The following is a 12491-nucleotide window of genomic DNA, read 5'->3' as shown; positions in this document are numbered from 1 at the left end:
CTCCGTGCACGCAGGTGGCCGGTGTCGGCGTGGCCGCGTCGTGGAGGTGCGCGTGGACTCACCGACGTACGAGACGCCGTCGTACGCGGAGGCGGACCTGCTGCACGCCACGGGCCGTGGACGGTGAGGACGGCACCTCACGGCGTTCGCGGTCAGCAGCCGCCGCCGCCGGGGCCGGAGCGGGCTGAACCCGGCGCCCCGTACAGCGTCGACGGGGCCATGCTCACGGACGGTCGGCTGCGGGCGGTCCTGCCACCGCTGTCCTGGAACGTCACACGTCCCGGCCGCTGAGCCGCCCACCGGGTGGCCCCCGGCGTCCCCGCGCCGTCAGGCGCCGTACAGCACGTCCCGCAGGAAGGTGTTGGTGAACGTGGCCGACGGGTCCAGCTCGCGGGCCAGCGCCTCGAAGTCCGTCATCCGCGGATACCGCCCCCTCAGCACGTCCGGGCGGACGGTGAACACCTTCCCCCAGTGCGGACGCGGGGCGAACGGGGCGAGGCGCTCCTCCAGGATTGCCAGCACGGGCAGTACGTCCGCGGTCTCCGGCACCCAGGTGAAATGCAGGCCGACCGTGTCGCGGCCGTGGGCGGGGCTCAGCCACTGCTCGTCCCCGGCCATCGTGCGCACCTCGCAGACCTGGAGCACGGGCGCGATGACCTCCCGCATCCCGTCCAGCACGCTCAGAGCCGCCACCGCGTCCGTACGGGCCACCAGGTACTCGGACTGCAGCTCCGCACCGGCGCTCGGGGTGAACTCCGCACGGAAATGCGGCAGTCGCTCATGGGCGGGACCGGGCACGCCCAGCTGCGGGGTGCAGTTGACCGCGGGCATCCCCGGCACCGGATGGACCTGCTTCACCGCGGGTGCCGCCCACGGGAAGTCGGGCCGCGGCTCGCCCGCACGGCACTTGAGCCACACCTGCCCGAAGGACGGCTCCCGCCACCGGGTGAACAGACTCACGCTGTAACCGGCCGACGTGATCGCGTCGAAGTGCGCCAGCGCGTCGGAGAGGTCGAGGTCCGTGTGGACGTACTGACGCACGTCGAATCCCGGCACCAGGTCCAGCGTCAGCGAGGTCACCGCACCGAGCGCGCCCAGCGCGACGACGGCGCCGCCGAAGCGCTCGCCGTCCTTGTCACGGCTCAGTGTCAGCAGCTCACCGTCGGCGGTGACCAGTTCCACCTCTCGGACCGCGCTCGCCAGCGCCCCGTTCGCATCGCCCGAACCGTGCGTACCGGTCGCCACGGAACCGGCGACGGAAATGTGCGGCAACGAGGCCATGTTGTGCAGGGCGAGCCCCTGGGCGTGCACCCGTCGCGCGAGCTCGGCGTAACGGACCCCGCCCGCCACCCGCACCCTGCGCGCCGCCGTGTCGACGTCCACGGCCGGCGGCAGCCCGGCCAGCGACACGAGCACGTCGTCGCTGTCGGCGATCGTGTTGAACGAGTGCCCACTGCCCAGCACCCGCACGCGCCGCCCGTCCGCGACGACGCGCCGCAGCTCGTCGAGCGAGGCGGGGCGCAGCACTTCACGGGCGGTGAAACCGACGTTGCCCGCCCAGTTCGTCACGGCTGTCCGCAGGCCGTCCGTCGTCATCGTGTCTCTCCCCTGCCCTGGTCCCGCAACGGTCGCCGGCTAGCCCGCCGACTCACCCGCGTGCGGGCTGAGCACTCCGGCCGACACCAGCACGAACAGCAGGATGCCCAGCAGCACGCGGTAGATGACGAACGGCATGAAGCTCTTGGTGGTAATGAACTTCATGAACCAGTTCAAGTCGAGGTCCTGGGCGGCCTTGACCTGCTGTTTCCACCACTCATCAAGATCGAATGGGAGAGCAGTGGGAGATGGCACTTTCCAGTGCTCTCCCTCGCTGGCCACGAAGCGCAGCCACCTGGTTTGCAGCGAATCGGCAATCTCCTGCTGCATGGTCAGGGAAACGTGCGAGTTGTCGGTCCGTCGATGACGTCCGTGCGGCCCGCGAGCTTGTGTTTGCCCGAGTAGAACGGTCGGTCGACGGCGATACGGTCGGCCCCGGCCGCATGATCCGGCAGGGGCGCTCTACCAAGAAGCCTTCGACGTCGTACGAGCCCAGGCAACCACCCGACGGTGCGACGTCATGTTCACCGGCAGCGGAGGAGACGAGGTCAACGCCCACCACTCCAGGACCGATGCGGGGAACTGCCGACGCCGGAACCCGGCCGGAACGTCCGGGCGAAGGCAGTGCTGGTGGTTTCGGAGACGGATCCGAGGGCTACGGGCGCGCCGGTGAGGTAGCTGGCCACGTCGGCGAACGCCGCGGACCGGCCGTGGGGAACGTTGAGACCGTTCGCGCAGCGGCGGGCGGCATCAAGGTCGCCGAACGCGGCGTGTGCGACGGCCACAGCTGCGGTCGGCAGTTCCCACGGCGGCACGTTCGTCCTGCTCTCCTCCCACCCTGTCAGTGTCTGCCCGGCCTGCTCGCGTTGCCCGGGGGTATTAAGGAGGAGCAGGACGAGGGTGTCCTCCGCATCCAGCGGTGTGCGTGTGTCCTTCAGCTGTTCCCATGTGCGTTCGGCGGCGTCGCGGAGGCGTTCGGCGCAGGCCGCATCCGTGTCCTGGAGAGCGGTGAGGAGTTCGGCAAGATCGGCGATGCGCCCGCCCGGCCCCCGCGGGGAGGTGCTGGCCAGGAGCAGTTCCCGCTGGTGGCCGATGATGTCGGCTGCGGCGGCCGGGGCGTGGGAGCGCAGCCCGGCCGCCACGGCGACGAGCGCGCGTTGGCTCCGGTCGCTGCCCGGGCCGTTGGTGTCCTGCACGAGGGAACGGGCTCGCGGGCCTCGCCGGCATACGCCAGGGCTTGTGCGTCGGCCCCCGCATCGCTGACGTCGCGGCCGGGCGTGCCGTCGCGGACGGAGAGGTTCGGCGGCGTGGGGGGAGGCTTCGAGTGATTCCAGGGCCTGGAGCAGCTGGCGGCTCGCCTCCTCGTGCCGGTTGTGCTGCGCGAGGTGGCAGGCCTGCTCGGCCAGTGCTTCCCCGGAGGGGTGCTCGACCGGGGAGCGGTGGTCCGCGGCGATCACTGTGTACGCTCCGTCGCGTACGTCCCTGCCGAGGAAGGTGTGCCGTGTGTCGGGCACGCAGGTCAGGAGGTGGCGTGCGTCGTCTGTGGAGCCGGTGTCCACCAGGGCGCGTGTAACGCTCGTGAGCATCGGGGCCAGGAGGAAGGCGAGGTTCTGCGCGTCGTCGTAGGCAAGAGCGTCGGGGTCGCCCAGCGCACTCTCAAGGCGCCGGGCTGCCTGCCGGGCCAGCGCATGCGCGTGATCCGGGCGGTCGTTGGCCAGGGCAAAGGCCGTCGCGGCGTCGACCAGGCAGGACAGGGGGCGGCGGGGAACTCGTCGGCGTAGCGGACGATCCGGTCGTGCAGCCGTGCGGCGTGCGGGCCCGCGGCCGCGACAGCGGCCCAGGCCGTCACGGGGTGCTCGGATCGGCCGTGGAGCCGGAAGAAACGTCGTCGGCCAGCCGTTCTGCTCGCTCAAGCAACTCCGCTGCCAGTTTCGGGGCATGGTATTGGGCGGCGAGAGAGGCCTGCCGTCGCCTCACAGCTCGAGGTCACGTTGCCGTACGGGGTCGGAGCGCGCCGTGAGCTGAGCAGGTCACCTCCTTGCTCAAGGTCACCGACGGCATACAGGGCCACTGCGGCTTCCGCGGTCGCGGATCACCTGATCTGCCGACCCGACGACTCCCTGCCGTGCCCCTGGCGAGGCCGGGCTGCACGCCACCGGGCGATTCTGATGAGGTGGCGTGCCGACCGTCCGCGTAGCGCTCAGTCAGCTGATTACCAGCGTCCGCATATGAGTTCGGCGAGACCCCTCCGGGAACCCTCTACCGTGAGAGGGCGAAACGGAGCCGCATTCTCGTGCTGACGAGCTCGTAACCAGCCAGGCCTGGTGCGCCGAAGGGATTAGGGAGCGGGGTGATTCGGCGGCGAGTGCGGTCCAGGACGTCGGAGACGTACACGATGATGTACGTCTCGTCCGGGCCCAGGTGAGAGGCCCGTTCCACCTCGGAGTCTCCGAGGATGAACTCGCCGCTGTTGCCGACCGAGGCCTTGACCTCGTACAGGTACGTCCGGTCTCCGTCGTGGATGCGGAAGTCGTAGCCCAGCCTGTCGTCCCCCAGTCCGCCAGCGATGACATGGGAACGCAGGCTGGATTTCCAGGAGGTCTCTTCGGGGACATCGAACTGCTGACGCAGCCAGGCGCCGACGACCGCCTCACCGGCGAGACCGATGGCTGTGGTCTTGTCCTGGTCGGTGGTGGGCGCGCGGTAGCCTCCGGATCCGCCGCCCGACCCCGGTGTTCTGCGGGTTCTGCCAACGGCCGGGGCCAGGGCTCCCGTCGGCTGGGCGGGCGTGGCCAGTTGCTCAGCGGTCAGGTCGCCGGCGACCGCCTGGGCAAGTTCCCTCAGTTCGTCCGGCTCGGTAGGCAGGGGCTGCCCGTTGAGCAGGATGTGCGGTCCCGGTCCCCCCGCAGGCGGGGTGGACCCGGAGGGTGAGCTGCTACCGGAACGCTGCCTGGGCAACGACACGTGGGGAGTATCCAGGCCCAGTTCGGCGCGACGGTCCGTCGCGGGCATCCCGTCGGGCCAGTAGCCGTGGCCCTTCAGCCAGCCGATGAGGACCGAAGAGGTGAGGGCCTCGAAATCGAGCAGGCCCTCCTCGTCCAGCTCCTGGACGAGGTCGGCGGCACCCGGCAGGGAGAGAGCCGATGCGGAGCCTGCGCGTCGCGTCCACTCCTCGATGAGGCCCCGTAGCCTCGGCAGTGATCGGTGGACCGCGCCGATGGACGTCTCGCGGACCTCCTCCAGGGGGCGCAGGGTGATCTGCCGACGGGCAGGAGCCGGAAGTCGGGCCGCGGCCCAGGCGTCCGCGTGGAACTGGAGCAGCTCGGGGGACAGGTCCCACCGGGTCGTGTGCCACAGGGGGTCGGGCTCGAACCCCGGCAGCGAGCGCAGCCTCAGGTATCCGGCGAGGGAGCGGCCCGACCGGTGCACGCCGGCGTGGGCGTCGCGGACCCGCGCGGCGAGGGCCGGCTGGTTCCGTTGCAGCCACGCCTCGAACTGCTGCCGGTGCCTGGCCTGGTGGTCGAGCGTCGGCAGCCCCAGCGTCCGCCACGCCTGGTTGGCGTCGGCCAGCGAGACGGACAGCTCGGTCAGTTGCCGCTGCCGGTCGTCATCGTCGAGCAGCCGCAGCAGCAGGTCCGCACGGTGGTGATCGAGCTTGCCGGCAAGCCAGTCTCGCAGTTCGGTACGGCCGTGGAAGCTCTCCAGGCTCCGCTGCAGCTCCTCCGCGAGATCGATGTCGACGCAGGCGAGGAGGGGGACGAGCAGGGCGCTGCCGGAGCGCCGTGAGGCTCGGTCCGCGAGGACGAGTTCCAGCCTTCGCAGGGGCACGTCGAGCGCGGCCGCGATCTGCTCGTCGTCGATCTCCTCCGTCTGCGGGCACCGATCCTGTAGCTCGATGAGTGCCGCGCGCAAACCCTTGGCCAGGTAGGGCGCGCCGACGAGACCGGCGAGCCCCGTCGCCGCGTTCCGCAGCAGCCGCCACTTCGTGGGCTCTCCCGTGTGCAGGATGACGAGGCAGGGCCGAGTCGGGTCCTGGTGCAGGAGCGAGTGATCGGCGGCCGATTCTTCGACCCTGTGCCCGGCAATCCAGACGACGGCCTCGCGCGCCACGGTGAACTCGCACGCCTGCAGGCGCCGGAGTACTTCCGGCAGCGCTACGGGGTCCGGGCGCGAGGGCCTTTCCTCATCGAGCTCCACCGCCGCTGCCACGAACGTGCGCAGCCATGACCCCGCGTACGCCAGCAGTGATTCGCGCGGCGCCCGGCCCAGGGGCAGGACCCCTGCGCGGATGTCGGTGTCGGCCTTGCTTGCGCGGCGGACGGCGAATCCCCCTCGCGCCTTCAGGTACTTGTGGATCCGCAGGCCGAGAGTTCTGTCCTCGACCGGCAGGAGGGGAACCGGGACGCGTTCGAGGAGCTTCTGGTTCTGTGCCCCCTGCGGGTCGGGTACGTAGACGGTCTCGCCCTCCGGCACGCTCCGATGAGTCTCCAGTGCCCCGGCCCGTGCGACAAGAAGGAGGTCCGGCGCGGCCGGGGAGATTGCGGCGCCCTCCGGTGCGGAGAGCACTTCGGACCAGGCCTGCTCGTATGCTCGGCTCAGCGCGTACCGGTGAATCCCTTGGCGAAGGTACCCGTGCTCCTCCACGAGGGCGGGGAGATGACGGAGCCGCTCGGATGCGGTCCGCAGATCATCCCAGGCGCGGATGCCTAGCAGACGCAACCGGTCGGGCACCCCCGCGGACTGCCGCCGGCGCAGTGCAGGGGGAACTACGGTTAGGTAGTCGGGTGGAGTCTCGTGGGAGTACCACCACCATGCTGTCGCGGCCGGGGCGAAGGTGACCCCGCCTCCGTGGGCAGGCATCTGGGGGATCCAGGGTGCCTGGGCGAGGAAGGCCGATAGCGGCGTCGGCCACGGAGTGCCGTGGCCGTCTGACACGGGACGGACGAACCTCGTCTCGAGATCACTGTCCCGCCAGGTTCCAAGACCGTGCACGATGAGTTCCGCGTACAACCGGCGGCTCTGCTCATCGAACTCGGCGTAGTCGTACTGGCCGGGGAGCACGGGCAGCGCCTTGCGGGACGGGTGGTATTCGACGGTGGCGTGGGCGACGGGCCGTCGATTGGGCCAGTGCACGGCGGTGTCACGCCACTGCTTCGGGAAGTCGCCGCCCGCGTCCTTGTGCCACATGCCGGAGAACCATCCCGGCGTGTTGAGGCCCTCCCCTCTGACGCCGCCCGAGAACGCCTCGTAGCGCGGCCGCAGGCCATGGCGTACGCCATGGCGTTCAAGGAACTGCAGCATGGTCTGGGGAGTCAGGCCCGATTCCCCGCAGATTTCCTCGGGTGTCAGCAGGAGCCGGCCGGCGGTCGTCGCCAGTACGGGGATGCCTAGGACACCATCCAGGAAGCGGGTCAGGGTGTCGTCCACCGAACGGTGGTCTCCGGGCCAGCCGGGCCCGAACATGGCCCGGGTCGCCTCCAGCCAGCCACCGCGGGTCGGTACGCGCAGTCCCTGCGGTGCGGGTGCCCTACGGCCGGCTCGCTCCAGCGCGGTCGATACCGAGCAGAGGTACCACAGGCACTGGAACCGCAGGCCCTCGTCCTGGCCGTTGGCTCCCATGGCCGCCGTGACCACACGGAGAACGGCCTCGGACCCGTACTCCTGGACCAGGCGCTCGGACTGCAGCCAGCGCCGCCCCGAGGCCCGGCGCTTGGCGCGCTTCCCGGACCAGTCAACCGACTCGTGGACAAAGAAGACGTGATCGGCAAGCCCTGCGGGCATGGCCGGGAGGGCGGACGCGGAATCGGCGCCTCGATCCAGGAAGACGTTCTCGGCGCCGGCGGGAGCAAGGGTCATCGCGGAACTGAGGATGATTTCCTTGCCGTTCAGAGCCAAGGCATTCGGGAAGCAGACGGACAGGTCGTAGTAGAAGTCGGCCCACCAGCCCGGGTCGAGCGGATCCTTGAGGGTCCTCTGCGCCAGCCTCTCGGCCCACTCGGCAACCTGATCCGGTCCCGGGGTGAGGCCAAGCCGGCGCGCGTCGGCCAGCACGGTGAGGCGAAGCAGCCGGGCAGGGTGGAGCCCGGGGTCGATGAGGTCTTCCAGGCCGGTGGCGGCGAGGGCCTCCGGGGTGAACACCTTCGCGGTGTCCTGGCCGGCCCACAGGTATCCGTACCCGACGGAGGTACTCCCGCCGGCCGGGGCGAGCACCGGCATGAACGGCACATGGTCCAGGTCGTGGCCGAGCGCGTCGAACGCCGCTTCCAGCCGCTCCACCTGGTCCGGGCTCCAGCACATCAGATCCGTCAGCGCCCCCGCCGGCAGCGGGAGACGCCCCCGGCCGCCGAGCAAGACCGCACGAGCGCAGGCCGTCGCGAGGGTGTCCAGCAGAAGGTCGTTCCAGGGCATAGCCTCGTTGAAGGACCGTCGGTTCAGTTCGGCGAAGAACGGCGCGTTGACGAAGCCGTTGAGCGGCGCGGAGATCTGCTCCCCCATGGGGAGGAACGTGTAGAGTCGGCCGCGGTCCAGCGGATCGCCGACCGGAACGGCCACGCTGACCTCGGCCTTCTTCGCCCACACCGCCCAGTCAGGGCGCATGGTCCCCTCCTCGACGGAGGTTGCGATAGCCGTCCGGGCCAGCTGCTCGTCGACCTTCGCCCGCACCAGGATCAGGCGCATCCCCCGCCGCAGTGTGACCTCTTGGACCGTGAGGCCCTGGTAGCGGTAGAGCTGGCGAACCGTGCGGTCGTAGCTCTTGCGCTGAGTCCTGCCCGCCGTCCTGCGGCCGAGGGTCACCCGTTCCAAACGGTCCAGGAAGAGCTCGAAGGGTGCCGCGTCGTCCATCAGCTCACCGAGCTGATCCCGGGCGGCCTTGGCCGCTTCCGGCGAGCGCAGCGGAAGCCGGACGACGGTGACGAAACCCCGCCGCCCGAAGCGCTGGGTGGCCTCCGGCACTTCGTCCAAGGGGACCGGCACTTTGAGCCGGAAGAGGTTGGCTTCCAGGTAGGCAGCCAGGCCTTCCTGACCGGGATCGACTTGACGGGCCAGCCAGGCGAAGTCGCCGGGCAGGGCGAAGCGGAAGCAGAAGCCGTCGAAAGTCTTCGAACCCGCCCGGGACACGCTGTACAGCTCGGGTGACTCGGTGAGTTGGAGAACGCTTTTGAAGCCGACGCCTTTGTGCCCGATGCCCTCGTCGGGGCGCTTGCGGGAGAGGCCGATGTTGCACAGGTCGATGAAGTCCCCTGTACCCAAGGGCCTTCCGCCGTTGGCGACGTACAGGGTGCCGTGCTCGCCCTCGTCTTCGTCGAGGAGGATCTCGAGGCGCCCGTCGAGGGCACGTGAGGGGTGCGCGTCGTGGGCGTTCTGCAACAGCTCGATCAGAACTCGCCCTTGGTACTCGGGCACGATGATCGTCTCAGCGACGGATTTGAGTTCCTGGGCCGACTCCCGGCCGTCCTGCCAGTCTCGCAGGCAGCCACGGGTCTCCATGAGCGCCCGGTCCATGACCGTTTTGCGCCACGCGGCGGACTTCCGAGACCGCGCATCCGCGGACCGACTATGTTTAGCACCCGTCACGCCGTACCCCCCGAGACAACCGCAAGATGATCTTATCAGCGGGTAAGGGGCTTGGCGGGGCCATCCTGCCTGCGTGGCCACGGAGGAGACTTCGGTGCCCCCTCGCTGTGCAACTTCACAGATCCATGCAGGTGATTACCGGGCGGCGCTGGCTGCCGATTGCGCGATCTCACTGAAGGCGCTACCCAGCGTCGAGCGCCGCTCCCACGCCCTCCTCACCTGCGCCGGGGTCGGATGTGAGGCGGCCGTGGAGGTCCGCGCGGGCATGAACGGGCCCTCTCGCTTCGGCGATGGCGTGGCAGTGCAGGTTGAGTAGACCCCGGCCCAGGGAGAGCTCTCCCGGCCGGAGTCTGGTCTCGGTGCGGCGGGATCAGGCGCGGGTGAACCAGCGCGCCTGTTCGGCGTCGGTGACGATGCCGCGGTGGTGGTCGAGTTTGAGCTGCGCGAGGTGGGCGTAGTGCTCGACCACGCCCCTCCCGAACACCTCTTGGGTGACGGGGCTGTGCCGGAACGCGGATCGGGCCTGATCGAGGGTGAGGGGCAGGAGAGCCGCGTTGGTGGCCTCGTGGGCGTTGGAAGTGCAGGGCGTCGGCGGGGTGAGCTGCCGCTTGATGCCATAAGTCACCGAAGCGAGCGCCGCGGAGAGAGCGAGGGACGGGGAGCTGACGTTCGGCGCATACAACGGGGCACCCCCGGCAGCGCCGTTAGCAGCCCGGCGATGGCCTGCTCGCCGATCTCGGACAGCCGTCCGGTCAGATCAGTGATCATCGGGTTGCTGCTGCGGGCCCAGGTCCCTCCACAGACCGGCAGGACCCCCTTCATATTCGTCACTGTGACGTGAATTTGCCTGAACCAGGCTGCTTTCTAAATTGGCTCTGCGATGCTGGAGGCCGATCGAGAGGGGCCGCAGCGATGCAGTGGAAGATCCACGGTGAACGTCCGATCTACGAAAACAAGTGGGTGAACCTGTGGCTCACCGACATCGAGACGCCGGATGGGCACCGCTGGGAACACCACGTCGTCAAGCTCCGCCACCTGGCCGTGGCCGCTGTCATCAACGACCGCCAAGAGGTCCTGATGATGTGGCGCCACCGCTTCATCACGGACGCGTGGGCCTGGGAGCTGCCCATGGGCCTGGTCGAGGCGGACGAGACGCCCGGCGAGGCTGCCGCCCGTGAAGTCCTCGAAGAGACCGGCTGGCGGTCGCGCCCGTTGAAGCCGCTGATCTACGCCGAACCGGCGAACGGCATCACCGACTCCCAGCACCACCTGTTCCGCGCCGACGGAGCCACGTACGACGGGCCGCCGACCGAGAAGAACGAGTCGGACCGGATCGAGTGGATCCCCCTGTCGAACATCCGGGGCATGATCGACCGCCGCGAGATCGTCAGCAGCGGCTCCCTCGTCGGCCTGCTCTACGTCCTGATGGACGAAGGGGTTCGCTGACCCTGCGGGGGAAGCATCGCTCGTAGGCGTGCCTCGAAGGCGACCGCGGCCGGCACCTCGCGATACGGCGCAAGCTGTTCGTAGAACTCGCGAAGGTGCCCGGTCACCCGCTCCGACGACACGGCTGCTGCGGGCACCAGTGCGTCGATCGCCGTGTGGCACGCCTGGTCGAGCTTGCCCCGCTGGAGCTGCGTACGGGCCAACCAGAAGGCGTGAAACGCCCTACCGCGCTGGTTCGCGGGGTCCTCCCGCTCCAGCGCATCCGCGATCAACGGTTCGGCGATCGCCGCCTCGCCAAGACGACCGTGCGCGATGCCCGTGTCCACGATGAGTTTCGGCTCGTCGAAGTACGTCACCCATGCCGGGTCCGGGTCATCTGCCTTGATCCGGTCGTACTGACTGTGCGCCTCGGAGATTGCGGTGTGGGTTGCTGTCCGGTCACCAAAGGTCGCGTGGGCGAATGCCTCACGCATGGCCAGCATGGCTCGTACTCTCGGCGTCGTGCCGATGGCTGCTCGGGCCTGGTCTTGGGCGGCAGACACCAGCGCGAGCGCGTCCGCTGGTTTGTCCTGGTAGGTCGCTTGCAGGCTCATGCAGGCCAGGACGTTGGCCATGAATGGGTGGTCGTCAATCTCTCTTGCGAGTTGCAGAGCTTCCGAGAAGTACGCGCGGGCCTGGTGGTACTGCCGGGCATCGAAGTACGTCCACCCGGTCAACCGCGCCAGCTCCGCCGCGATGCCGTACAGGCCGTGCTGGATCGACGTGGGCCGCTGGTCCTTCAGCAGCCCTTCGACATATCGCAGCTGGCCGACGACAGCAGGTCGAAGCGCCTCGCCCCCGTGCTCGTCATCGCGACGCCAGTAGTCCTCGATCGAGGAACGCAGAGCGTGCAGTGTGGATGGGCTCGGGTTGGTTCCGGCGGCCAGGGCCAGGATGCTGTCCACCTCCACGCCCGGTAAGGCGCTGAGGAGCTTCGGCTCAACGGCCACGTGACCGAACTCCGACCGTTCCCGCTCGGCCAGGGCCAAGACAGCCGGCGTCTCCCACGTGCGGCGGGCAAGCCCGAGCATGTGCCTCGGGATACGCAATCCATCAGCGATCCGCTCGATCACTTCCATGTGGAGGAGCTGCCGCTGACCCGCGATCACCTCACCCACTCGACTCGGCGTCAGCTCGCACTGACGCGCGATCATCGACGGGTAAATGCCTGCCCGAGTCTTGACCAGGTGAAAGACCCTCGCGAAGTCGCGCACGCGGCACGCGTCGATCATCTCGGGCTCGGTGAGCAGACTTACTGGTAGTTCCTTCGTACGACGTGTCTCGGGCATCGGGCACGCTCCGGAGGAAGACTACGGATCGCTTCAAGTTCTCAACCGACCGTGATGTTACCCAAGTTGGGTAATCCGCTGGGCCTTTCTGGCTCGCTGTCCTGATCGCGATCCTTCTGGACATGGCGAAGCGACCGAGGACGACCGCCTTGAACGATTCGGCGGGCACTCCTGACACAGAGCGAACGGCCCTCGGGGCAACCCCTGACCTAGGCATAGAGCCCCGCGTCCTGATGAGCATCCGGGTATCGCGGGACTCGGGCCGGACGTGGTCGCCGCGTACACGGGTCCTGGAAGCCGACCCGTTCGACATCCTCTCCAACCCCGGCCGCTACCCCCCGTGCGAATGCCTCCGCTGTGGCGGTACCTCGTCGTCGGTCCGTGCCTTTCAGCCGGCATTTATCGCGCCGGGGTCGGCGTAGTGGCCGCCTTCCGGCGTTGAAGGCTCCCTTACTGAGATTGAACTCGTGAAGTCATAAGGGCTGACGAGGGGTGTCTGCCTGCGGTATCACGAGAGGATGAGGTATCCACAGGGTGGCGGGTTGA

The 12491-nt window shown here is 69.1% G+C and carries 6 protein-coding genes and 1 pseudogene; 1 reads left to right on the top strand and 6 read right to left on the bottom strand.

Translation table 11 applies throughout. From position 1 onward, the window contains the following. Positions 1 to 327: 327 nt before the first annotated feature. The 5 genes and pseudogenes from ACFWSK_RS26395 to ACFWSK_RS26375 form a co-directional block, all read right to left on the bottom strand. Positions 328 to 1596 carry an FAD-binding protein gene (locus tag ACFWSK_RS26395; RefSeq protein WP_383790926.1) on the bottom strand — a complete coding sequence of 423 codons (1269 nt, stop codon included), beginning with the start codon at positions 1594 to 1596 and terminating at the stop codon, positions 328 to 330. 39 nt (positions 1597 to 1635) lie between these two features. After that, a pseudogene (locus ACFWSK_RS26390) lies at positions 1636 to 1767 on the bottom strand (undecaprenyl-diphosphatase); the annotation flags it as partial. 377 nt (positions 1768 to 2144) lie between these two features. Continuing rightward, positions 2145 to 3182: a hypothetical protein gene (locus tag ACFWSK_RS26385; RefSeq protein ID WP_383790923.1), complete on the bottom strand. Its 1038-nt coding sequence runs from the start codon at positions 3180 to 3182 to the stop codon at positions 2145 to 2147. Positions 3183 to 3855: 673 nt separating this feature from the next. Beyond that, a complete protein-coding gene (locus ACFWSK_RS26380) occupies positions 3856 to 9084 on the bottom strand; it encodes a sacsin N-terminal ATP-binding-like domain-containing protein (protein WP_383790920.1) in 5229 nt (1742 codons plus the stop codon). Between the two features lie 457 nt (positions 9085 to 9541). Further along, positions 9542 to 9853, bottom strand: a complete 312-nt coding sequence (locus ACFWSK_RS26375; RefSeq protein WP_383790917.1) for a hypothetical protein — start codon at positions 9851 to 9853, stop codon at positions 9542 to 9544. A gap of 230 nt (positions 9854 to 10083) precedes the next feature. Here ACFWSK_RS26375 and ACFWSK_RS26370 point away from each other — a divergent pair, with 230 nt between their 5' ends. Further along, positions 10084 to 10617, top strand: a complete 534-nt coding sequence (locus ACFWSK_RS26370; RefSeq protein ID WP_383790914.1) for an NUDIX hydrolase — start codon at positions 10084 to 10086, stop codon at positions 10615 to 10617. Here the strand turns inward: ACFWSK_RS26370 and ACFWSK_RS26365 are convergent. Further along, positions 10587 to 11945: a hypothetical protein gene (locus ACFWSK_RS26365; protein ID WP_383790911.1), complete on the bottom strand. Its 1359-nt coding sequence runs from the start codon at positions 11943 to 11945 to the stop codon at positions 10587 to 10589. The genes ACFWSK_RS26370 and ACFWSK_RS26365 overlap by 31 nt on opposite strands. Positions 11946 to 12491: the final 546 nt, after the last annotated feature.

It is taken from the genome of Streptomyces sp. NPDC058620 (genome assembly GCF_042717135.1).
In the GTDB taxonomy this organism is placed as follows: Bacteria; Actinomycetota; Actinomycetes; order Streptomycetales; family Streptomycetaceae; genus Streptomyces.
The sequence above is the reverse complement of the archived record's forward strand: the minus strand, read 5'-3'. Positions and strand labels throughout refer to the sequence as shown.

Coding starts and splice junctions, on each gene's coding strand:
- ACFWSK_RS26395 (WP_383790926.1), bottom strand. CDS start 1,596: ATGACGACGGACGGCCTGCGGACAGCCGTGACGAACTGGGCGGGCAAC.
- ACFWSK_RS26385 (WP_383790923.1), bottom strand. CDS start 3,182: ATGCTCACGAGCGTTACACGCGCCCTGGTGGACACCGGCTCCACAGAC.
- ACFWSK_RS26380 (WP_383790920.1), bottom strand. CDS start 9,084: ATGGAGACCCGTGGCTGCCTGCGAGACTGGCAGGACGGCCGGGAGTCG.
- ACFWSK_RS26370 (WP_383790914.1), top strand. CDS start 10,084: ATGCAGTGGAAGATCCACGGTGAACGTCCGATCTACGAAAACAAGTGG.
- ACFWSK_RS26365 (WP_383790911.1), bottom strand. CDS start 11,945: ATGCCCGAGACACGTCGTACGAAGGAACTACCAGTAAGTCTGCTCACC.